This window comes from Bdellovibrio bacteriovorus, from assembly GCF_048286975.1.
Classification (GTDB): Bacteria; Bdellovibrionota; Bdellovibrionia; order Bdellovibrionales; family Bdellovibrionaceae; genus Bdellovibrio; species Bdellovibrio bacteriovorus_H.
Genome location: NZ_JBLVRT010000001.1, coordinates 1,320,726 through 1,343,549 on the forward strand (window position 1 = coordinate 1,320,726; position 22,824 = coordinate 1,343,549).

General features: G+C 49.8%; 15 protein-coding genes. 7 read left to right on the top strand and 8 right to left on the bottom strand.

Translation table 11 applies throughout. The annotated features are described in order from the left end of the window. Positions 1-165: 165 nt before the first annotated feature. The 3 genes from ACNQKP_RS06610 to ACNQKP_RS06620 form a co-directional block, all read right to left on the bottom strand. Positions 166-1,689 (bottom strand): sigma-54-dependent transcriptional regulator, encoded by a 1,524-nt coding sequence (locus tag ACNQKP_RS06610; protein ID WP_417863642.1) that lies wholly within the window; start codon positions 1,687-1,689, stop codon positions 166-168. Beyond that, on the bottom strand, positions 1,682-3,562 hold the full coding sequence (locus ACNQKP_RS06615; RefSeq protein WP_417863643.1) for an ATP-binding protein: 1,881 nt from the start codon (positions 3,560-3,562) through the stop codon (positions 1,682-1,684). Before ACNQKP_RS06615 ends, ACNQKP_RS06610 begins: the two co-directional genes overlap by 8 nt. Before the next feature lie 157 nt (positions 3,563-3,719). Continuing rightward, entirely contained in the window at positions 3,720-5,036 is a 1,317-nt protein-coding gene (locus ACNQKP_RS06620) for a radical SAM protein (RefSeq protein WP_417863645.1), read from the bottom strand. 331 nt (positions 5,037-5,367) lie between these two features. Here ACNQKP_RS06620 and ACNQKP_RS06625 point away from each other — a divergent pair, with 331 nt between their 5' ends. Beyond that, positions 5,368-9,087, top strand: coding sequence for a TolB protein (locus ACNQKP_RS06625; protein ID WP_417863647.1), 3,720 nt, complete (start codon positions 5,368-5,370; stop codon positions 9,085-9,087). 58 nt (positions 9,088-9,145) lie between these two features. Here the strand turns inward: ACNQKP_RS06625 and ACNQKP_RS06630 are convergent, their stop codons facing one another. Beyond that, a complete protein-coding gene (locus ACNQKP_RS06630) occupies positions 9,146-11,116 on the bottom strand; it encodes a hypothetical protein (protein ID WP_417863648.1) in 1,971 nt (656 codons plus the stop codon). Between the two features lie 220 nt (positions 11,117-11,336). Here ACNQKP_RS06630 and ACNQKP_RS06635 point away from each other — a divergent pair, with 220 nt between their 5' ends. Together ACNQKP_RS06635 and ACNQKP_RS06640 are read left to right on the top strand one after the other, a co-directional pair. Then, positions 11,337-11,597, top strand: a complete 261-nt coding sequence (locus ACNQKP_RS06635; protein WP_417863650.1) for a 2Fe-2S iron-sulfur cluster binding domain-containing protein — start codon at positions 11,337-11,339, stop codon at positions 11,595-11,597. Between the two features lie 124 nt (positions 11,598-11,721). Then, complete coding sequence (locus tag ACNQKP_RS06640; RefSeq protein ID WP_417863651.1) at positions 11,722-12,624, top strand: MBL fold metallo-hydrolase; 903 nt, start codon at positions 11,722-11,724, stop codon at positions 12,622-12,624. A 15-nt stretch (positions 12,625-12,639) separates the two neighbouring features. Here ACNQKP_RS06640 and ACNQKP_RS06645 read toward each other — a convergent pair whose 3' ends face one another. Together ACNQKP_RS06645 and ACNQKP_RS06650 are read right to left on the bottom strand one after the other, a co-directional pair. Continuing rightward, on the bottom strand, positions 12,640-13,476 hold the full coding sequence (locus ACNQKP_RS06645) for a DUF6279 family lipoprotein (RefSeq protein ID WP_417863652.1): 837 nt from the start codon (positions 13,474-13,476) through the stop codon (positions 12,640-12,642). 54 nt (positions 13,477-13,530) lie between these two features. Further along, on the bottom strand, positions 13,531-15,816 hold the full coding sequence (locus ACNQKP_RS06650) for a transglycosylase domain-containing protein (RefSeq protein WP_417863654.1): 2,286 nt from the start codon (positions 15,814-15,816) through the stop codon (positions 13,531-13,533). A gap of 113 nt (positions 15,817-15,929) precedes the next feature. Between ACNQKP_RS06650 and ACNQKP_RS06655 the strand changes: the two genes are divergently transcribed. From ACNQKP_RS06655 to ACNQKP_RS06665, 3 genes are all read left to right on the top strand, one after another. Next, the gene (locus ACNQKP_RS06655) at positions 15,930-16,589 is read left to right on the top strand and encodes a co-chaperone GroES (protein ID WP_417863656.1); all 660 of its coding nucleotides are present in this window, start codon (positions 15,930-15,932) and stop codon (positions 16,587-16,589) included. A 10-nt stretch (positions 16,590-16,599) separates the two neighbouring features. Next, positions 16,600-18,009 (top strand): hypothetical protein, encoded by a 1,410-nt coding sequence (locus tag ACNQKP_RS06660; RefSeq protein WP_417863657.1) that lies wholly within the window; start codon positions 16,600-16,602, stop codon positions 18,007-18,009. Between the two features lie 173 nt (positions 18,010-18,182). Beyond that, positions 18,183-18,557, top strand: a complete 375-nt coding sequence (locus ACNQKP_RS06665; RefSeq protein ID WP_088564184.1) for a hypothetical protein — start codon at positions 18,183-18,185, stop codon at positions 18,555-18,557. Between the two features lie 61 nt (positions 18,558-18,618). Here ACNQKP_RS06665 and ACNQKP_RS06670 read toward each other — a convergent pair whose 3' ends face one another. Further along, positions 18,619-19,992: a hypothetical protein gene (locus ACNQKP_RS06670; RefSeq protein WP_417863659.1), complete on the bottom strand. Its 1,374-nt coding sequence runs from the start codon at positions 19,990-19,992 to the stop codon at positions 18,619-18,621. A gap of 332 nt (positions 19,993-20,324) precedes the next feature. On the opposite strand from ACNQKP_RS06670, the gene ACNQKP_RS06675 reads away from it, so the two are divergent. Beyond that, positions 20,325-21,515: a KamA family radical SAM protein gene (locus tag ACNQKP_RS06675; protein ID WP_417863661.1), complete on the top strand. Its 1,191-nt coding sequence runs from the start codon at positions 20,325-20,327 to the stop codon at positions 21,513-21,515. On the opposite strand, the gene ACNQKP_RS06680 is transcribed toward ACNQKP_RS06675, so the two are convergent. After that, positions 21,507-22,700 carry a serine hydrolase domain-containing protein gene (locus tag ACNQKP_RS06680; protein ID WP_417863663.1) on the bottom strand — a complete coding sequence of 398 codons (1,194 nt, stop codon included), beginning with the start codon at positions 22,698-22,700 and terminating at the stop codon, positions 21,507-21,509. The genes ACNQKP_RS06675 and ACNQKP_RS06680 overlap by 9 nt on opposite strands. Positions 22,701-22,824: the final 124 nt, after the last annotated feature.

Sequence of the window (22,824 nt, forward strand, 5' to 3'; positions counted from 1 at the left end):
TCGAATGTATTCACTCACTTTATCATCGAGTTTGCGATTTGAAATTACGGAGTGCTAAGAGCGGTGTCCGATGAAAATAAACTGAGAAAACGAGTGGCACAAAAAAGAACTGCCGGGAGGGTCCCGGCAGTTCGTCACAGCTCAAATTGAAAATCAGCTTCAGAACTAGTTTGAATAGTCTTTGGCGATGATGCCGTATTTTTCGATTTTTCTGAGAAGAGTCTTCTTTGGAATGTTCGCATGCAATGCTGTCTGATTGATGCGTCCGCGGAAGGTTTTCAAAGCCTTGATGATAAATTCTTTCTCGAAAGCCTCTTTCTGGGCGTTGAAATCCAGATTTTCACCAGAGTAAGCGATCATTTCACCGTCTTCTTCGTCCAGATCCATGCCGCCGACATCGCTGTCTTCGTCATCGCCCAAGGAAGCGTGCGCCTGAACTGCAGAGCTGATGCCCGCAGAAGCCACGTTCTGAGCGGTTTCCTGAACCGGAGGAACGTCGATCAGGTTTGTGCCTGTCGCGATCAACAAAGCTTCCGGCAAAGAGGCGATCGTGATCACATTGGACATTTCCAGAACGAAAGCGTGTTCGATCACGTTTTCAAGTTCACGGATATTGCCTGGCCAGCTGTGTTTTTTCAAAACAGCCATGGCATCCGGCGCGATGCCAGTGATGCGTTTGCCATGGGCCTGGTTGAACTTGCGGATAAAGATGTTCACCATGTGTTCCATGTCATCTTTGCGTTCAGCCAAAGCCGGCAGGAATATAGGTACAACGTTCAAACGATAGAACAGATCTTCACGGAAGGTGCCGGCTTTGATCATGTCCTCCAAAGGACGGTTGGTCGCAGCGATAATACGCACGTTCGTTGGGAATTCACGGTTGGAACCCACTGGAGTGAACAGCTTTTCCTGAAGCACGCGCAGGATTTTCACCTGCATCAGCTGAGGCATGTCACCCACTTCATCCAGGAACAAAGTGCCGCCTTCAGCGAACTGGAATTTACCAATCTTGCGCTGGTCAGCACCGGTGAAAGAGCCTTTTTCGTGACCGAACAATTCTGATTCAAACAGATTTTCCGGGATGGCAGAACAGTTGATCGCCACGAACTTTTCATCTTTGCGGGCCGAGTTGAAGTGGATGGCTTTCGCCACCAGTTCTTTACCCGTACCGGAAGCACCACGGATCAGAACCGGGGTTTCCACTTTCGCCAGACGATGGATGATGTTGAACACCTTCTGCATCTGGGATGTGTGACCGATGATTTTGCGGCCTTCTTCCACCATCACGGGGGCAGAGGCTGCGATATTGGAAATTAGATTGTGGGCGTTAACGGCTTTGTCGATCAAAGCCAGCAGGTCATCACCCGCCACTGGTTTTTGCAGATAGTTGTAAGCGCCGTCTTTTACTGCCTGAATGGCAGACTCAAAGGTCGCGTGGGCGGTCATGATGATAACGATGATGCCTGGATCGAATTCTTTGATCTGGCGAAGGGCTTCAAGGCCGTTCATGCGAGGCATGTCGACATCAAGCAGAACAAGGTCGTATTTCTTGTCGCCGTTTTTCACTTTCTCCATGGCATTCACGCCATCGAAAGCTTCATCAACTTCGAAGCGCTGAGTAACCGCAAGTGCGGACTTTACCGAAAGTCTTAAGCCCTGATCATCGTCTACAACCAAAACCTTAAGCATGAGTGCCCCCTTGTTCGATGGGTAGTTCTACCGTAAATGTGGAACCATTACCATGGGAAGATTCTACAAAAATGTTTCCCTGATGTAATTCCGTGAAGTATTTCGCCAGATACAGGCCCAACCCTGAACCCTTGATCGGGGAGGATTTGACGTTTTTCGATCTGAAGAACTTCATAAAGATATTCTGTAATTCATCCTGCGGGATGCCCGGCCCCTGGTCGGCGACCTGAACGATCACCTTGGATGGTGTTTCCTCGCTGCTGACCATGATTTTCGTGTCTTCCGGGCTGTATTTGATGGCGTTTTCCACCAGGTTCGAGAACACCTGTTTCATCAGTTCAGGGTCGACCTGAACCGGGAACATGGGCTCCAACTCGGACACGATTTGAATGCGCTTCACCTTGGCCAGAAATTCGTGCTTGCGAATAACCTCTTGCAGAAGGTTATTGATGTCCTTGCTTTGCATGTTCAGCTGCACGCCCTGACTTTCGATTTTACCGTAGTTTAAGATGGCGTTGATGAACTTCAATAAGTCATCTGAGGAATGTTTGATGGTGTCCACGGCCTCGCGCTGCTGGTTGCTGAGGGCCACCGAGTCGGTCAAAATCACATCCGTCATACCCTGGATGCGTGCAATCGGTGTTTTCAGGTCATGGGACATCATCGAAATGAAGTTCGTTTTAAGTTCTTCCACCTGACTGAGCAGCTTGTTCTTCTGATAGTATTCCCAGCTGCGGCGGTTTTCGACGATCAGGCGGTAAGGGATGAAGAAATAATAACACAGGAAGATCGTTAATAGTGGGGCGGCCATTGGCAGCCACAGTCCGAAGCCCCAGTAAGCGCCCGCACATAAAACAACAAACCCCAACAGGGTTGCGCCCAGAACGATCAGACCGCGTGTTGGTTTCATCGTCAGCACCACCTGAGTGGTCAGAATGGACGCCGCCAAAATGAACAACCAGCTTAAATAGCCAGAGACTTTCACCGGGCCGGAGTTCTTGATCAATGTGTCGATGACGTTGGCCTGCATTTCAATGCGGGTCATGGCCGTCACTTCGCGGCTGAAAGGAGTCATGATATATTCAGCTTCGTTCAAGCCCAGATCCGTCCCGATCAGAATGATCTTGTCCTTGAAGCGGGACAAATCAGCCTCGCCTTTAAGAATAGATTCAAATGAAGTCGCTGGATAAGAGCGCGCCGGATGGAAATCAATGTAGGCTTGATCGGTGCCATAGAAATCAAACTGACCGCGGATATTTTCCACCTGCATGGTCTGCGGATTCACCAGACTTGCCAGACGCACGGGCAGCATCGGACGGTCCTGATAGGTCAGAATCATCCGGCGGGTGACGCCATCTTTGGCAAAGTTCACAAGGTCGGTGGTTTTGGGTGCCGGAGAAATGGAGATCTGCTCCAAAGGCTCCTGCAGGAACATCTGGTTTTCTTCACCCTTCATGGGAGTTGTGCGACCGGCGACAAAGACGTGCGGGGAAGAAACAATGGCGGATTCCCACGCATTCTTTTCGTCAGTCGTTCCAGGAACCTCGTCAAAGGCAAAGTCATAGGCGATGGCTTTGGCGCCGCTGTTGTTTAGGGCCTTCAAAAGGGCGATCTGTTCCGTGGCGGAAGGATAACCTTTATAGAACTGAACAGTCTGTGGAGTGATATAGATCAGCTCGACATTGCCGGAGGTGGAGTTGATGACTTTCGTGCGAACGCGCAGATCGTAAAGATAGGACTCAAGATAATCCAGGTTGGTCTGGCCGATGAAAAAAGAAATCCCCACTGCGAACAACATTCGCAGCGCAAGCGCCTGGTAGGAGCGTCTTTTGGAGGCTCCGGATTTCTCTTCAAGGGAGGGAGGAAGAGTCATACAACCTGTCTTTAAAGTTTAATCAATTCTGATTAGCGAACCGGGATGCAGCCTTCGCCAGTACCGCCGCCAGGACCGGCCAGCTTGGTAGTGGATGAAGGTTTGGGCTTCAGAGGTTTGATTTTTTTGATATGTGTTTGCTGTGTCATAGTTTCCTCTAGCAGGTTGCCCTGCTTAATTTATAGTACATAAAAGTGGTTCCAATCAAGCTGCGCGTGCGGAAGCAGAACTGACCGTCCTTTTGGTGCTTGCTGCCCGTGCCTTTCTTGTGGATGAACATGCAGCCGCCACCGCACAGGAATCGCGCCCAGCAGCTTTGGCAGTTGTTTTTTTCAATCAATGGCGCCTGTTCGGCCTCCATGCGGGCAAAGTCAACGTCTGTGCCTTGTCCGACTTTTTCTTCCTGATTTCCCACTTCCCAAGGGCAAGTGAACAGGTTGTTTTTGGCATCCATCATCAGGAAGGATTTGCCAGAGCCGCAGAAGTTTTCCGTCTGCTGCTGATTGTCCAGAGCATTGAAGTACTGGTCGAAGATGCCCACTTTGCGAAGCTCTTCTTCGCCGCCGGCTGTGTAAGCCATTTCAGCGATCTGATTCATCTGATCTACGAACAGCTTGTTGCTGGCGTCGTCATTTTCTTCCACTGAATAAGTGAACTCATAGCGGTCTGCATTCAGGGTTTTATAGAACTCGTAAGCTTTCACCAGCTCCAGGTTTTCGCGGTTGAAAACACCGTGCAAAGTCAAACGACCCAGGGATTCACGAACGGCTGAAAGCTGTTTCAGACCTTCAACAACCAACGAAGTGCTGCCGCGACCGTCTTTGGATGGGCGGGCCTTGTCGTTGGTTTCTGCCGGGCCGTCCAGGCTGACAGTGACGTTGGTTTTTAATGAAGTCAGAACCTTCAAGGTTCTTTCATTGATCAAAGTACCGTTGGTCACAATTGAAAAAGACGCATGAATATTCTGGCCCGCGGTCATCAGGCGAACATAGTTGCCGATCTCTTGGATGCCATCCGGATACAATAATGGTTCGCCACCCAGGAAGGTGATGTTGAATCTGCCACCGGCAGGAACGCGCTCCAGGAAGAACTTCAACTGCGGCAAAGTTTTTTCAACATTGATTTTGGTCTGAGCGGAACCATAAGTTCCGTCGCCACCGGCTGCGCAGTAAGTGCATTTCAAGTTGCAGATCTGGGTCACGTTGATGGTCAGGCTGCGAATGCCCACAGAAAGGCGGCCGGATTTAACGTCAGGGCTGTTTTCCAGCTCCCAGCTTTTCAGCGCCACGGCGGCGTCGTCAGCACCCAAGGATTCCTGGCTCATCTGGTTCCAGGTGTCTTCCGAGATCTCGGCGATTTCAAGATTGCGGGCGTGGAAAGCCAAGGGAGCTCCTTGATTCCATTTGAATGCCACAATGTCTTTAAATCGTCTTTGTTCCATAGTCAGTCCAAGGTATTGCAATAAGCGTTCCATAATGAGACACGACAGGCCTCTGACATAATTAAGTAAATTCAATTAGTTAGGAATACATAGGGTGGTGTTTTTTTGGCCTCTTTTAGGGGTGCTGGGAGCAAAAGGAAACTATTTCAGGGGGTGTCTAAAAGGTCCCTAGGTCCCTTGGTCGGTGGCAAAGGCGAGGAAACTCTTAAGTAGGATGCGCTTTTCGGAGAATACTTCGCACTTTTGCGAGAGATACAATCACCATTCTCAAATCAGCTCAAAGATCTTTCGAAACAAAGTAAATACCGGTTTTTCAGAGGGAAAAAGCCTTCAGTGGGGTCCTTGGAAGGCCGATAAAATCTGTATGGTATTGCATATCCTGTACGTCCTTGCGGCGATATTCATTTTCACGGGTTGTTCCCTCGAGGCTAATCTTGAGGATCTGACCAGTCGTAATCAGCTGTTCATCGTTTTGGATGAAAGCAACAAGGCCATTAATTCCTCTAACATTCGTTCTTATGCCATCAAAGGTTCGTGTCAGCACGTGGGTGAACCAGTGCAGATCACGCTGGAAGGGCGTGGGTCTTTCGAAGGCCTTTGTGATGCTTCAAAAACTTTTGAAGTTGTGCTGGATTTGGATGGCCTGACGGAAGGTGAAATCCAGATGACGGTTTCACAAAATGAAACCGAGATCAAAAAAACATCGCTTGATACAAAAACCATCCTCGTGGATCTGACTCCGCCGACAGTGACCGTGAATGCTCCGGACAATGCCGACAACTATCCGGTATCTTCGTTGCGTGCGAACTATCCGATTACGGGCGCTTGTTCTGATGCTTTGAATCTGGTTAAAGTTGTAACGTCCCTGCCGTCTGAACATTTCCTGGTGTGCTCTGCGCTGAACCAGTGGGAGCTTCGCATGGACTTGTCGGCGCAGACGGCAAGTTCCATTGATTTTTATATCCAGCATTTTGATACCGCCGGAAATATTTCCGAAACCAAGTCCGTGAGCATCCGCTATCCACAATGGCAAAAGATCAGCCCGGATGTGACGTCCACCGGTTATCCGGCGGTCCGTCAGATCGCTCAGTATGGTGATTCTGGCCGCGTACTGCTGTCATCACCTTTGCGCAACGATGATATGGTGGATCTGGGGCTGGTGAACTTTGATGGCACTGGTTTGACCAGAATCAACCCGATGTCAGGGCAGTGGGGTTTGGATCAGAGCTCGGTGATCACGCCTGTTCCCAAGCACAACCGTGCCCTTTATGTGCGATTCTCAATCGGACGTGTGCAATTGAAAGAGCTGCATTCAGTAAAGATTGACGGCAGCGGTGATCGCGTTTTGATGGGTCCGACTTCAGTCAATCCAACGGGTGGTGTGACTTCCTACGCTTTGACGCCGGATCAGAACACGGTCATAGCCATGGGGGACGTGGGTCCGACAGACAATGAATTCAATCTGTATGCAATCAATGTTCTGACCGGGGCGCAAACGAAACTGAATGGTTCGATGGTGGTCGGCGGGGATGTGCGTGAATTTAGAATTACTCCAGATGGATCGACCGTTGTGTTCCGCATGGACAAGGATACTGATGAAGCAATCAACCTGTATGCTGTGAATGTAAACGGCACAAATCTGCGCCGTCTGGGGCCTGCAATGGCAATCAATGAGGCGGTGCAGTCGGACTATATCATCAGCGCGGACAGCAAATGGGTCGTCTATAGGGAAAACAAAACTTTCAATAATGTCGGTATGGCTCTTGGTGCGGTATCGTTGGTGACTGGTGAAGTGATTGACGTTTCGGCGACGTCATTTAATGGAGTGTCGGCGATGGCTGAAATCAGTCCGAACTCCCGCTATGTCGCCTACCGAATTGATCGTGGGATGGCGACATGCCTGGAGATGTGGGTCTATGACCTGCAGACTCGAACAGACAACCGTGTGACTGTGCCTTGTACCGCACCCACAATGGATGTCGGATCTTTTGTTTGGTCACCGGATTCTTCAAAAATCGCTTTCACCCAGGCGATCAGTTCTTATCGATTTGATCTGCACATTGCCAATCCGGATGGAACCGGATTGTTGCGACTTACTACGACGACCGTCGTGCGCAATGGGGGACATCAAGGGATTGAGAAGAATACGATAAACTTCACCGCCAATGGACAGAAAATTATCTGGCAAGCGGATGTAAGTGGGGTTTCTCCTCCTGCAGTTGGCGAGATGAAATATGATCTTCTTGCCATCAATACAGACGGCAGTGGAATTCCGGTTGTGTTGACTCCACAGGCACAAGCCTCGGTGGTGCGAAATTATCCGGTACTGGAAGTCAGCCCTTCAGGGGATCGTGTTGCGTATATCGCCGACCTGGAAGTTGACGGAAAATACGAAATGTATCTTTCTGCGGTGGACGGCAGTTCCAATCGCAAGTTGAGTCCGGTGATCAGCAACCTTGATGGTGACGTTCTTTCCGGTAACCTGCAGTACTTCTTTGACTGGGATCTCAATACAGTGATGATGTTGGCTGATGACAATATCGAGGCCGTAAACGGTCTTTACCGCGCAAGCTTGAGCCTCGTGGTCAGTGCCTCAGTGAAGGTCAATATGCCGCTGATTCGCTCCGGGGATTATTTCTTTGTGACTCCGCCAGCCAGCGGAACCAAAGTCGCTTTCCGCGGAAATCCTGAGGTGGATGCAGAAATGCATCTGTATGCTTCGGACCCGAGTGGCAGCAACTTGGTGCGAGTGACAAAGGCGTATCCTGCAGGGGGCGGTAAACTGACGACATTTGCATTCACTGATGATGGAACAAAGATTATCTATCTGGCGGATCAGGACACTCCTGGAGTGCAGGAACTTTATGTGGGCGACAGCAATGGAGCGGCACCGGTGAAAGTGAGCATTCCAATCACCAATCCGAACGGGGCGATCACGGCCTTTAAGTTCAATGAAGCGACTCAGAAGCTTTACTATATTGGTGATATCACTGTGGACACGATTCCAGAGATCCACCGGGTGAATCTGGATGGAACGGGTGCGCTGAAAATCACACCGGACTTTGCGCATCCGGTGATTTATACGGATTGGGATGTCGCACCTGATGGCAGCTACATCGTGATTCGCATGGATTATGACATTGATGCAAAATGGGAAATCGGCAAAGTCGCCGTTGATGGAAGCGGCACTGTGACTCGCGTCAACAGTGTGATCGCCGCCGGGTACGATCTGGCAAGCTTTGTGATTTCTCCGGATTCTCAGTGGGTGTGTTACTGGGGTATCACTTCTGTTAACGGTGTTTACGATGTGAAAGTAGCTTCTGCGGCCAATCCGGCGGGCGTGAACTATATGGCGGCACAAGGGGTGGATGCCAATCGCATGGGTTCTGGTTGCAGATTCTCTGAGGATTCCGAGTACGCTGTCATCCCGGGGGACTTTGTGACCAACGGACGCACATCACTTAAAACTTTCCGCCTTTCTGATCAGGTTCAGTTCGATATCAATCCAGGTCTTCCGGCGACTTCGCACACGTCTTTGTATCAGACTCTGACGGAAGGGGCGAACAAGCGCCTGATTGCGCTGAGTGAATCCTCTCCGGACATCTATGAGCTGTACAGTATGAATCTGGACGGATCTGACATTCGAAAAATCAGTCAGAACCCGATTGCAGGCGGTCAGGTGAATGCCAACAACGGGACTTCTGTGAAGTTCCTGAATGATGCGAACAAGACCATCGTGTATACAGGCTTGATTGAAACAGTGGGCAAGTGGGATCTGTTTGCAGTGAAATGGGACGGCACGGGAAGCCGCAAGTTGGTCACGCTGAATACGTATGCAGATATCTATGACACCTTTGTTTCGGCTCTGGCAGACCGAGTGTTCTACCGGGCTGACAACGACAAGGATGGTGTGCTGAGCCTTTATTCTGTGAAGGGCGATGGGACAGGCCTGAAGAACCACATGCCGGGTCTGCAGGGCAATACCGGGGTCTGGAACAGTGTTATGGCCACCTCCAATCGGGTGTTATTCACCAGCGATGCCTATAATTCGCAGACCCTGGAGGTCTTCGTCGATTCGTTTTAAAAAAAATCCCGGATTGCTTTCACAACCCGGGATTCTGAATTTCATCTTTTATAAACAATTACATCAGCGGTGCTGGTTTGGTGTGAGTGCGGTACTCACCAGCATCATCCGTGAACAGACGCAGGTCGAAGCTGCGGTTGTGGATGATGTTCTGGATGTACATCAGGGAACGATACAGGCTTTCTTCAGCAAAAGTGCCGAAGCTGTACTGGATCGGTGTGGTGCCTTTTGCAGACAACACCATTTCATAGCGCATCAACTGGTGCTGCGATGTTTCTGGAACCAAAGACATCAGGAAGCCCACGCCGCGTTCGCGCCAAATGCCGATTTCCTGCAGGTCTTCAAACGCTTCGAAGCGTTTTTCAACTGTGGTTGCCGGATTGATGATGATCTGCAGACGGTCTGCGATGCGCTTGATATCGCCCGTGAATGCTGCCATCCAGTTGCCGATCGCACCTTTAGGCGGGATCAGGCCACCAATGATCGGTGTGGAACGGGGACGGCTTTTGGTAGCGATGTACGCTTTGAACTTCGCTACAAAGGCTTCTTTCGTCATGTATGGCAGGTAAGCCAAAGCATCCGGATTGAAGAAGACTTCCTGTTTGAAGTAACCATTCACGATCTTGCCGTTTTCAAAGGTCCACAGGTGCCAAGGAACTTTGTTGTATTCCTGCTGGCCGATAGTTTCCTGAACGATCTTTTGGATCTCGCGGAAATCACGCGGGGAAACGTCACGCATTTTCATTTCGTTGCTGGAAGTCAGGGTTACGAAACGCTGAGGTGCCCATTTGTTGTTAGAAGTGAACAGCAAGTTGGAAGTCGCCAAAGTCTCTTCACCGAACAGACCGAACAGGATTTTGGACTTTTTGTATTTAGAGAAAGTATCCAGCAGGAAGTGTCTTTCCTGATCTTTTTTGTCGAAGGAAAGAACCTTGTTTTCACCGTAAGCGCGACCGGCTTCGAATTTCAGCAGGCTCAAAGAGAACTTGGTCTTCGCATCGCGGAACACGCCTTCAGAAGAACCTTTGAACACGCGGTCGATACGACGCTGCTGAGCCGGAGCTTGCGCGTCTTCCATCGTGATGGCTTCAACATCCGTCAGGTCAGCCAGAAGCTGGTTCTGAAGATCTTTGCGGGACGCCAGAGGATTCAGGATTTTAACATCCTTGAACATCACTTTGTTCTGCATCAGACCGTCGTAGGCTTGAGCCGCTTGCGCGTTGTCCAGGTCAAATACGTAATCAAGCATGATCACGTCGTTTTTGCCCAAACCAGCGCTGGCTTTTAAAGGCACGAAGTTCAGCCATTTTTCAATGCGGTTGTCGATCAGGTTCACACCCAGAACTTCCAGGTCTTCCACTTCAACACCGGCATTGGCACCGACGCCTTCGCCGCGAACGGCGATCAGTTTCACGCGCATTTTATTGTCGGCCATTCGGAACAGGTGAACCATGAAGTTGCCGGACAGGTAAGCGTGTGTGGATGCACCAGCCTCGAAGGAGCCTTTCAGGGTGTCATAGCCCAAAGAAAGGATCAGGCTGATTTTGCCTTCAAATGCCACGAAATCACCAGGCACCAGACGGGTGATGGCTTTTTCTGCCGTCAAAGGCAGGTTTCTCATTGTGTATGGCAAAGTCAGCAAAGAGTCCTTTTGGGATTTGAACTGACGGGCAAAGATGATTTCAGTGCCTTTGTTGATGCCGAAGCTGACCGGGCTGTCCATATCGTTGATCAGGTCACCGATATCCACGCCGAAATCCATGATGTATTTGTCGATACGAGTGTAGTAGCCATCAACATAAGAAGGCTCGGATTCAATTTTGTAGCGAAGGGAAGTGGAGATACCGTCGATGATATCTGCATTTACCAGGGTCAGGCTGCCGCCGATTTCCTGTTTCGCCACCTGTTTTTTGATCTTTTCCCAGGCATTGGCAGGTTTAAGAACTTCCCAACCAGCTTGGGCCGGGGAAGTGATCATCAGTGAAAGGGCTGCGGCCAAAGCGGCAGTCAGAACACGTTTTTTGAGCATGATAAGCTCTCCTCTACATACATCCTTGAATTAAACAGCGGTCATCTATGCCGCTCTGCGAGTTCCGTAACTTCGGGGCACGTTACAACTCCGCAAGAGTGGTAGTAAAGAATCTTTCAAAACACAAAGTAAAAACTCTATTGGGCTTAATTACCGGTAAATACCGCTTAGCAGTAGAAAGTATTTGGCGGTACACCCCCAGCGATGATGTGATGACAGAATGAAGATCAAATACATCCTCAATGGTCGTGAATATGAAGTCGAAGCAGAGTCTGGACGCACGCTTCTGGATGTGGCTTTGATCGCCCGCTTGAACCCACCGTACTCATGTATGGAAGGCAATTGCGGAACTTGCGAAGCCCTGATTGAGCAGGGAACCACCTCTGAAAATAAAGAGGTAAGTCGAGTTGTTCGCACCTGTCAGGCTATACCATCGTCTGAATTTGTGATTGTGAATTATGACAAAAGCCCGACCCAATAATATGTAGATTGATTCGTGTTTCTAAACAGTTCATCCTGTTCCATATATGTCGCTCACGGTAAAATTTTGGGGGGTAAGGGGCTCTCTGCCATCCGCACCTCCACCCACGGACTGGACTTATCATGTGGAAGGAGTTCTTAGAAACTTCTTCTCGGCGGGCTATCGCGACCCATCCCAGATTTCCCGCTATATTCAAAGTTTGGATGTGCCTCAGGTCGGCGGCTATGGTGCTGCAACGACGTGCGTGGAAATTCAAAGCCCCAAAGGACAGTTGATCCTTGATGGCGGCAGCGGCATTCGCAATCTGAGTGAACGGATCATGACCGGCACTACCGGTCGCGGCAAGGGGCCGTTCCATATCTTCATGACTCATTTCCATTGGGATCATGTGATCGGTCTGCCATTCTTTACTCCGCATTTTATTCCGGGCTGCGAAGTCCACTACTATGCTGTGCAGCCCGAGCTGGAAAAACTGATCCGCGGGATCTTCCAGCGTCCGTACTTTCCGGTGCCGTTTGAGGCCTTGAAAGCCAAGATCCATTTCCATGTCATGGAGCCACGCAAGCCTTATCAGCTTGAGGACATGACGATCACCCCCTACAAGCTGGATCATCCGGATCCGTGCTGGGGCCTGAAAGTGGAGTGTGGTGGCAAGGCTTACGCTCACTGTGTGGATACTGAGGGCACTCGTATCACCCGCGAAGAGCTGGGTGAAGACCTGCCGCTTTATCAGAACGTGAACCTGATGTACTTCGATGCGCAATACACCCTGCCGGAGCTGGCGGAAAAAGCCAACTGGGGCCACAGTGCCGCTCAGGTGGGTTTGGATATTGCCATTCGTGAAGGCATTCAGAAAGTCATGTTTGCCCACCACGATCCGGGGGCGCGCATTGAACATGTTCAGGAGCTGAAACGTCAGACGAAGGAGTACTTTGAATCCCGTCAGCGTTTCGCCTCGGCGAACCAGAACTCACTTCCGCCGGTGGAGTGGGACTTTGCCCACGAAGGCATGGAAATCAAACTTTAAAGAAGAAGGCGGGGTTCAACCCGCCTTTGCTATTTTTTCCAACTGTGCTGTTTTCTCATTCAGATTTTCGATCAGATTCTTTTTCTGTTTCAAGTCCATCGATCCCAGAACTTCGATCACCAGCTTTTGCAGCTGCAGTTTGTATTCACTGAAGGCTGTTTGGTATTCTGGCAGATCCATGGCGGCGGGATTGTTGTAGTAAGTCTTCAGGAACTCACGTTTCGCCTCGGGGGTGGTCATCAGCTGCTGATAGCGGGTCAGAATGTGGCTTTTATTGCGTGCCTTCAGTTCGCCGGGAAAGGGGGATGAGGTCAGGTGGGCATCGATCATTTTTTCCTGCTCTGATGTCAGGGAACCCAGGAACATTTCAAAGTATTCGGTGTACTTGTTGCGCATCTCTTTGCGGTATTTGGAGGTCTGATGGAACTTATCCAGATCGGCCTGGGTTTTCTTTTCAAATTCCCGCGCGAAGGTGTCTAGCTGCTTGGGTTCTGTCGAGGAAAGGAAGCGTCCGGCGGTGTCGGCAAAACGGGCATTGATTTGCTCAACGTCCTTCAGGAAAAGATCAAAATAGAAACTGGTTCGGGATGAATCTAAAGTCCCTTTTTGCACCTCTTGCTGAAGTCCTTTGAGGCGTGCGATCCATTGGGGCAGAACGTCGGATTTGATTTCATCAAGATCCTTTTGCACGCCTTTTTTCAGGTCCCGGTTTTGTGAACTTGAAATATCAAAATAGTCATCAACCTTCGAAGCGATGTAGGTATCAGCCCACTTGAACGCGATGCCAAAATGATTACAGCCCGTCAAGGTCAAAGCTCCGGCACACAGAACGACGAAAAGAATTCTATTCATTCGTCAATTCTATCAGACGAAGCCGCGTCCGCCGCTCTGGGAGCGGTTTTCAGATCAAAGGTCGGGGGATTTGGCCTTGTCAAATACGAGTTCCACTTGAGTTGGATCACCTTCCTTGTAGGCATTTAAAGCTTCAAGTGTCTTTTGATCCAGCATTACTTTTTCCGTATTTTCCGGCCATGGGAAATCATCTGCCGGGAATCGCGTGCCGATCTTTTTCATAAACTGGGTCCACACCGGCACGGCGCCATTCGAACCTGTCAGCTTATGTGGAAGATTGTTGTCGTAACCAACCCACACCACAGTTGTGATATAAGGGGTGAAGCCTGCAAACCACGCATCTTTGTTGTCGCTGGTTGTGCCGGTTTTGCCGGCTGCCGGGTTGAAGAACCCGTTCAAAGTGATCGAACGGGCAGTGCCTGATAAAATGGTTTGTTTCATCATGCTGACCAGACTTGCCACTGCGGCAGGATCGACGGTTGCTGTCGGACGGGGATCATGCACGAAGACTTCAACATTGTCTGAATTCAAAGCGCGTCTGATAAAAGACAGCGCGGGCTTTTGCCCCATGGCTGCCAGGGTCATATAACTTTGCAAAACCTCTTTCGGATACATTTCAAATGCACCCAAAGTCATCGCCGGGAATGATTTAAGCTGTGAAGTCACACCCATTTCATGGGTCACATCAATGACGTTCCCCAAGCCCACAGCCAGTCCCAAGCTGGCGGTGGCAGCATTCAGGGAATTTTTCAGTGCATAGAACATCGGAACTGTGCCGAAGAATTTCTTGCCGTAGTTTTCCGGGGACCAGGCCTGACCTTCATACTTGTAAGTGAACTTTTCATCATTCAATAAAGTCACCGGAGTGTATGGTTCACCGGTTTCGGTTTTGTTCAGCAGGGCCGTCAGGTAAACAAAGGGTTTCATGATCGAGCCGATCTGACGGTGCCCATCGATGGCTCGATTGAACTGGGTCATGCGGAAGTTGCGGCCGCCGACAACCACGCTGACCAAACCTGTTTGATTGTTGCCAACCAGAACGGTGCCTTCCAAAGAATGACCTTTGGCTTTGAGACCGGAGATGTGTTTATTGTTTTTCTCCAGATTTTCAAGGTGGCCACGCAAAGCATCCTGCGCGGTTTCCTGCGCCTCCAGATCAAGGCCGGTATAGATTTTCAACCCATCGGGACTGAGTCCCTGAGCCGTCAGTTGTTTGCGAACCGCATCCAGATAGTAGGGGGCTGTCTCTGAAGCGATAGTGCGCGGGGCGCCCGGAAGTGGCTGGCGATCGGCTTCGTCAAATTGGGCTTGGGAAATGTAATCAAGGCCCTTCATTTTCGTCAGAACCAGATTGCGACGGCGCTCGGCGTTTTCAGGTTTTTTGAACGGATTGTAAAGTCCCGGACTGTTCACGATCGCCGCCATCAACGCGCATTCGCTGATGTTCAGATCGGTCAGTTCTTTGCCAAAATAGTAGCGGGCGGCAGCGCCGTAACCACGCACTTGAAATGCACCATTTTGTCCCAGATAGATCACGTTCAGATAAGTTTCCAGAATCTGGTCTTTGCTGAAGCGGGACTCAAGCAGCACGGACATGATGAATTCCTGATATTTTCTTTTCAGGGTTCTTTCGCTGGTCAGGAAATAGTTTTTCACCAACTGCTGAGTGATGGTGCTGCCCCCTTGGGCACGGCGACCGGAAGTGACGTTTTTTACCAGGGCGCGGAAGATGCCTTTGAAGCTGACTCCGCCATGCTCCAGGAACTGGGCGTCTTCGATGGACATCACCGCATTGGAACACATCGGGGGAACTTCACCAAGGGTGACGGTTTTTTGCATCAGGGGTTCGTTGCCAATATATTGAGCAAGAAGGGGAGCTTCGCTGACGGCCTCTTGCACTTCTTCAAAGGGTGCGCCCTTGAAGATGCGGGAAATCAAACGATCTTTTTGCACGACCAAAACTTGAATGGAGCTGTCAACATCCTGAGTGCGGGTGTCTTGCGTGACCCAGCCGATGCAGGCATCCTGGTTTTCGTCCAACCCCACCTGCAGTCGGGCGGCGCACTGCTCACGTGTGGCAATAAAGTAATCTCCAGACAGCAATCGTTGATCGAACTCGCGGCGACGATAGTTCTGACGCAGGAGCTGTTTTTCGATGTCGGAAATCTGAATCAGACTGTGTGACTGGAAAGTCGGTGGAGCTGCGTAAAATTCAGTCGGGACGATGAACTTTTTTGACTCCAGCTTGGAGGTCAGTTCCTTTTCCAGTGCAAAGTAGGAATAGACGCCAATCCCAAGTCCGCAGATGATTACAAGCGTCAGAAGGATTGTAAAAGCCAATAAAATAGTCTTTAATCGTGGTCGCATCATAGATGACAGAGTAGTACGAAACTCACTCGGTGAACAACCTTTGAAAATGTTTTTCATAAGTTGCCTTTGTGAAAGGATTGTTTGTGGCTAAGAAGAAATCTTCTGCTAAAAAAGCCAGTGTAAAAAAGGTCGTTAAAAAGACCGTCAAAAAAAGCGGCGTAAAAAAATCTCCTGCAAAAGCCGCTAAAAAACCAGCTCCCGCAAAAAAGAAAGCTCCTGCCAAGAAAACCGCTGCCAAAGCACCAGCTAAAAAAGCTGCTGCCAAAAAGCCTGCGGTGAAAAAGGCCGTGGCGAAGAAGCCGGTCGCTAAAAAGGCAGTGAAAGCTGCCAAACCTGTGGCAAAGAAGGCGGTAGCGAAACCTGCTAAAGCGGCAGCTCCAAAAGTCGCTATGCCAACCGCTCACTTGGTGCGTGAATCTGCCCCTGTTAAAAAACTGGATTTGAGTGGCTTTGTCACTCCATTGGACGACCGTCTGATGGTTCAGGTTTCTGGTGCCGAGAAAATGACTGCGGGTGGTTTGTATATTCCTGACTCTGTGGCTGACACTTCCGGAAACATGCAAGGTTTCGTGGTGGCTGTTGGACGCGGGCACATGAACAAAAAAGGTCATGTGCGTCCTATGGACGTGCAAGTCGGGGACAAAGTTGTGTTCTCTGAATATGCCGGTTCTAAAATCAAAATTCAAAATGAAGACCTCATTATTCTGCGTGAAGCGGACGTGATGGGCGTGGTTTCCAAGTAAAGGAATGAAGATGTTGAAAAAGAACTTTTTGAAAGCACTGGGTCTTTCTGTCGCATTGGCGACTCCGGCGGCTCACGCCCTGTCTTTGGATTGGAGCGGTGGTTACCGCTTTGAATGGACTGAGATTGACCGTCCGTCTTTGGGTACCCCAACGGAAAGAAAAGCTTACGGCACCAACTATCTTTATCTAAGCCCGACCGTTATCGCGGCTGACGGTGTGAACGTTGTTTCCCGTTTTGATATCCTGAACAGCGCGGATTATCCGAATTCTCAATTGGGTGAAATCTGGGGTTTGAACTCCAACACGGCTGCGGCTTCTTCCTCGAACCAAGGTTCCACCAACGTTCGTGTCAGCCAGCTTTATTTGACAGTGAATCAGGAATATGGCGCTTTGGTCGTGGGTCGTACACCGTTTGAGTTCGGTTTGGGTATGACTTACAACGCCGGCAAAGGGCTGTTCGACCACTGGTATGACACTCGCGATATCGTGGGTTACAAAATCGTGGTTGGAGACTGGTTCTTCATGCCTTCTTTGGGCCGCAAACAGTCCACTGGCTACGGTCAGGGTGGTTCTATTTCCACAATGGGTTTGCACCTTCAGTATGAAAATGCAGAAAACAAAACCACTTTGGGCGTTTATCAGGAAACTTCCAAAGGTGTGAAAGAGGCTTTGGGTTACCAAACTCCGGATCAGGTTGAAGCTATCGGTGGCGCAGGCGCGACTGTTGGCGAAAGCATGAACGTTCAGCGCACCAACGTGGTGTTTGGACGCGGTTTTGATTCCTTCGGTTTCAAATTGGAAGCCGGTTTCCAAAGCGGTGAAACAGGTGTTTTGACCGCAGGTGGTGATTCTGTGTCCTTGAATGGTTTCGGTGTGGCTTTGGAATTCGAAGTTCCGGCTAAAGAATCCAAATGGGATTACAGAGTTCGTGCTGGTATGGCGACGGGTGAAGACGGTGGTTCTTCCGGTTTCGGTGGTTATGCCTTCAATCAGAACTATGATGTGGCGATGTTGTTGTTCAATCATCGTTTGGGCATGAAAGACTTCCTGAATACCAACGCTTATCGTTCCAATACGAACCTGACTGTTGGAAATTCTGCGGATGACGAATACGTGAGCAACGCAATTTACCTTGCTCCATCCGTGAACTATGCCTGGTCCGAAAAAGTCGACCTTCGCAACACTCTGGTTTATGCACAATTGATGCAGACCCAGAATTCTTCTGTTGATTCTACAAAAGATCTGGGCCTAGAATGGGATATCGACGTGGTTTACAAACACAGTGATAAAATTCAGTGGGTGAATCAGGTCGGTCTTCTGTTCCCAGGCGAAGCTTGGAAAAACGGGTCTGGAGCAGACGGAAACCTGGATAACGGGTTTACATTTGGATTTGCATCTAAAGCCGCCATCAGCTTTTGATTACAGCACGATTGCAACTTGTACGACAGCTTGATGACTACTTGAAACATCTTGTTTGGTGGTGAGCAGGGCCCGGGGGGCGAAAGTCCCCCGGGATTTTTTTTGCCCAAAATCAGTTAGACTTTGTCCCCTGTCTTTGTAATATCAGGTCAGCAACTCAAATCGGAGGTTCTATGAAAGCGCTTTTAGGGTCTTTGTTGGCTCTGGTGATGTTATCAGCTCCTGCAGCTCAGGCCTGGACGGAAGTGGCCAACGAAATGATTTTTGCTGATCAACCGACTTTTCAGCAGGTGTTTTTGCGTAAAAGCAAAGCCGAATATCAGGAAGTCATGGTCCAAATCATGAACCCTAACGGGGCCCGCATCCAAAGAGCTGAAATCATCACGGAACAGGGCTGGTCCAAACCGGTCTGGCGCCTTGAAGGCGACTATCGCTTCGGCATGCAAAGAACCGACGTCTTCCAAAAAGCCAAAGTTAATATCTTCCGTACTTATTTGACGACTCTTCGTCCGGGCGAACCGGTTCGTCTGCGCGTGATGATGCGCTAAAAGAAAAAAAGGGCCCATCGTGGGCCCTTCGGAGGATCGTTTCAATTTTTTCAGTCGATAATTACTGACGACCGCGGATCAGTGCTCTTTGCTGCAAAGCTTCGGCAGTTGCATCGCGTGGAGTTCCGAAAGTCACACCACCGCTGCTGTTAGGGTACACTGTCAGTTGGCCTTGAGGCTGAGTGCTCAGTGTTGCGCCTGTTCTTGAAGAAACCCCTGATGGGATGGTTCCTGGAGTGGTCGGCGTCGTAGGCAAAGTGCCGATTGTGCTTGTTGTGCCGTTCGTGCGACCTGGGTTCTGCAGGCGCTGCGACAAATTGATGGATGGATCAATCTGAGGAGCAGTTCCTGGAGTCACCTTTTGCGCAAGCAAGTTTGCAAGCGTGATCGAGAAATCGTTCATATACTTGGTGTAAGCAGATTCCTGATCTACTGTAATGCGGTCGCCGCTTGCAGCTGCGCTCAGAGCCTGCTTGGTTACTGCTTGAAGCAGATCATGCATGTACGTGGTCTCGCTCAACTTCGCAGAAGCTTCTGGGTAGTTACCAGCGCTTTCTTGTGCTTTGATCTGAGCCGCTTCGAATTTCAGGATGTCAGTCTCTGTTTGAATTACGCGAGAGCGGACATTTTCGAATTTCGAAGGAACTTTTGTGATCAGGTCTTCCACAATGTACAGGGATTCTTTGATCATATCGTTGATGTCAGTAGCAGTAACTCCGAAGTCATCAGAGCCTCTGTAGGACTGCCATGCGCTTGGATTTGTTGCAGCTCTTCTCTGTGCTGAAGTGATTCTGCGAACTTCTGCCAATTCACGAACCAAGCGAGATTGAATTTCTTTTTTGTAGAAATCCAGGGCCTCAATCGGTGTGATGTCCTTGGCTTTTTTAGGATCTTCAAGGATCGCAAGATAAGCATCTTTCACGCACGCCAACAATGAAGCGTCGTCGGAAGAAGATTTACAGTCACGCTTCATGATGCGATCAAGCGGGCTGACTTTCTTCTTGGCTACCACTTCTTCTTCTCCAGTAGCCTCAGCATCTGCCTCCGCCACTTCTTCTTTAGCTACTTTCTTTTTCGCAGCAGCCGGTTGTTCGGCCAATTTTTTCATCAGCTCAACATTCAGTGCATCGATATCAGATTTATTTTTAGCGCTCAGGACGATAGTGTCGTAACCACACTTGCCTTCGCAGACTTTACCTTCAGTTGTTCTTTTAGGAACCAAAGCCAGGACTTCTTCATCACCGTTATCAATGTATTTAACGGGCATCACACCTTCAGCGGTGTAAACCTTGCTTTCAGTCAGATCGCCGCTTGTGGAAGCGAAGTCAGCGGAAGCAATTCCGTCATTATGAGTGTTGAACGATACATTGAATCCCAAGACAGCCAGCAGAGCCGATGTCAGAACCCATTTCTTTTGCGGGTAAGTGAATTTCATAAGTCCTCCTATATGAAGGGAGCATCCAGTCCCTTTTATCTACACTTATGTAAAGCGAAGGCCGGGCCAAAACCCGAGGTTCGTGCCAGCACCGCTAAACACAGGAAATAGCTAAGAGTTCTCATGTTGAGATTCATTGCACGGGCGAGGGCCCCTGTTGAACTTCTGGTGTCCCATCGTGAGAAGGCTTTAATCCTGCACAATTTCAGTTATTTAGAGCTGTTTAAGGGGGCGAAAGGCAAAGCATGAAAAAGCGCCCCTTTCGGTCACTTTTAGAGGGAAAAAGGGCCCTTCCGCTTGCTAAATGGGCTACTTTCCTTCATAAAACAGCCATGAAGTTTCATTTCCCGCGAAGCCCTAGGCCTGAACATATCGCCGAATCCGATTGGAATAATTGGACCTGGCAGCTTCGCCATTCCCTGAAAACCCAGGATGATTTCGCCCAGCACTTTGAATTAAGTGCGGATGAAAAGGCGGCGTTCGTGGGTGGGAAAGAGCTCTTCAACGTGCGCACGACGCCATATTATGCAAGCCTTGCCAAAGGTGATGCCGGTCAATCCATCCGCCAGATCCTGATGCCACATCGATATGAAATCGAAGAAGGTGATCAGCAGATGCTCGATCCCTTGGGTGAACGCCAGAACAAGGCAGCACCTCGTTTGATCCATCGCTATTCAGATCGTGTGTTGTTCCTGATTACAGACATCTGCAGCGTTTATTGCCGCTTCTGTACCCGCAAGCATTTCACGGGTCAAGAGCAGGCCTTCATCCGCAACGAAGAATACGAACAAGCACTTTCCTATATCCGTTCCCACACCGGCATTCGTGAAGTCATTCTTTCCGGCGGCGATCCGCTGACGGTCAGTGACAAGCAACTGGATCGTGTGCTGGGTGACTTGCGTGCGATTGAACACGTCGAGATCATCCGCATTGGTTCCCGCATGCCGGTTGTGTGCCCGATGCGCGTGACTGATGAACTTGTGCAGATTTTAAAAAAGCACAAGCCGGTGTTTTTGATGTCGCACTTTAATCACCCCGACGAGCTGACAGCAGAAGCGGTCGAAGCGCTGGAAAGACTGGTGGATAACGGTGTTCCGGTCATGAACCAGATGGTGCTATTAAATGGCATCAATAATCATCCGGCATTGGTGCAGGCCTTGAACCGCCGCCTGTTGTTCCTGCGTGTAAAGCCTTACTACATGTTCCAATGTGACCCATCGTTGGGGACTGATCACTTGCGCACATCTGTGGAAGATTCATTGGAAATTCAGAAAGAGCTGTGGGGTCACCTGTCCGGCCTTGCGATGCCGAATCTGTCTTTGGATATTCCCAATGGCGGGGGGAAAACTTATCTGGTACCGAACTTTGAAGTCGGCCAAGAAGGTCGAACTCGTCACTATGTCGGTTGGGACGGGGTGAAGGCTGAATACGTCAGCCCTGCACCCGAAAAGATCCGCAAGCCCGATGCCTCGATGTACGAGGCCGAGTGGGCTCACCTGAAAAACAGCAAGAACTTACTTTAGTTTTCCGTTCACGCCATCCAGAAGCTCTTTGCCCAGAAGGCCGATCTCTTCCAGCTTTTGTACCGGCAGGCGGTTGAAAACAACGGCCCAGGCATAACCATCACCGTGACGGGTGAAATAGGAAAGTGTTCCGGTTTCCAAAGCTCCGGCGTGTCCGATATTTTTCCCGCCATCCATGCACACCCAGCCCAGGCAGGCATTCGGATTTCCGATGGTAGTCACGGGAGCCGTCATCACTGCCACCGTTTCAGGTTTTAGAATCTGCACACCTTTGTTCCAAGGGGTCACCGCATTGGCAATCTTCACCAGATCTGACGGTGTCGCCAGCCAGCCTCCATGTCCGTCCATTGTGTGGAAGACATAGCCGTTGTAGGATTGAGGCCCCATGGTTTTATTGTCGAAAACAGACTTGTTGGGTGCAGAGCGGGGATCATCATAATAGCGTGCTTCGTTTGGCAGGCGGTCTTGCAGTGTGTTCCCGGCAATTCTCATATCTGTGATGCCCAGGGGTTGCAGGACTTTCTGCTGCACATATTTTTCATATGGCATTTTGGACAGGGTCTCAATGATACGAGCCAGAATATTGAAGCCCAGATTGGAGTAATGGAACTCTTTCCCCGGCGCCACATCCAGTTTCTGATACTTCAAAACATAAGAAATTACTGTTTCCGCACTGGCCGGAGCCGTTGTCTTCATTTTTTTGGCAATGGTGTAGACTTCATATTGTGGGTCACCGCTGACGCTCAGATCCCAGCCGCCGGAATGCTGAAGCAGATCACGCAAGGTGATTTTGTAAACGCGCTGATCGCGGATCTGGCGGTACTTTGGCAGATAACCACTTGGACCGAAGACAGGTTTGTTCAGAGCTGTTTCAAGGTCAACACCGGAATCTTCCAGCACTTTGAACATGGCGATGGCCGTGATGGGTTTGCTGGCGCTGGCAATGCGCCACAAAGTGGTGTCGGTGGGCGCTGTTTTGTTTTCGACATCCGCGAAACCATAGTTGGCAGTGTGAACGATCTCGCCATTTTTAAGGATTGCGACAGAAGCACCGGGGATGTTGTGTTTTTGAATGAAAGCACTTACGAAATCGGAGGCTGTTTTAGCTGATTCATTTTTTTTCGGGGTGCTGGTGCAGCCGATCATCAGCAGGGAAACCAGCAGGGTCATCAGGGATGTTTTCATTAAGAGCTCCTTCTCGCTATGAGACAGCGTGATCGATTTTTGGCTTAAAGAAAACAAGTTTTCGTGGATTTTCTAGGCCATCGGTACAGTCGCGGTTTGGCCAGTTGTTAATGTTCGGTGAAAA

Bases quoted from the DNA above. Each gene is read 5' to 3' on its own strand.
- ACNQKP_RS06660 (WP_417863657.1), top strand. From the start codon at position 16,600: ATGTTGAAAAAGAACTTTTTGAAAGCACTGGGTCTTTCTGTCGCATTG.
- ACNQKP_RS06615 (WP_417863643.1), bottom strand. From the start codon at position 3,562: ATGACTCTTCCTCCCTCCCTTGAAGAGAAATCCGGAGCCTCCAAAAGA.
- ACNQKP_RS06645 (WP_417863652.1), bottom strand. From the start codon at position 13,476: ATGAATAGAATTCTTTTCGTCGTTCTGTGTGCCGGAGCTTTGACCTTG.
- ACNQKP_RS06635 (WP_417863650.1), top strand. From the start codon at position 11,337: ATGAAGATCAAATACATCCTCAATGGTCGTGAATATGAAGTCGAAGCA.
- ACNQKP_RS06610 (WP_417863642.1), bottom strand. From the start codon at position 1,689: ATGCTTAAGGTTTTGGTTGTAGACGATGATCAGGGCTTAAGACTTTCG.
- ACNQKP_RS06675 (WP_417863661.1), top strand. From the start codon at position 20,325: ATGAAGTTTCATTTCCCGCGAAGCCCTAGGCCTGAACATATCGCCGAA.
- ACNQKP_RS06665 (WP_088564184.1), top strand. From the start codon at position 18,183: ATGAAAGCGCTTTTAGGGTCTTTGTTGGCTCTGGTGATGTTATCAGCT.
- ACNQKP_RS06670 (WP_417863659.1), bottom strand. From the start codon at position 19,992: ATGAAATTCACTTACCCGCAAAAGAAATGGGTTCTGACATCGGCTCTG.
- ACNQKP_RS06630 (WP_417863648.1), bottom strand. From the start codon at position 11,116: ATGCTCAAAAAACGTGTTCTGACTGCCGCTTTGGCCGCAGCCCTTTCA.
- ACNQKP_RS06680 (WP_417863663.1), bottom strand. From the start codon at position 22,700: ATGAAAACATCCCTGATGACCCTGCTGGTTTCCCTGCTGATGATCGGC.
- ACNQKP_RS06625 (WP_417863647.1), top strand. From the start codon at position 5,368: ATGGTATTGCATATCCTGTACGTCCTTGCGGCGATATTCATTTTCACG.
- ACNQKP_RS06620 (WP_417863645.1), bottom strand. From the start codon at position 5,036: ATGGAACGCTTATTGCAATACCTTGGACTGACTATGGAACAAAGACGA.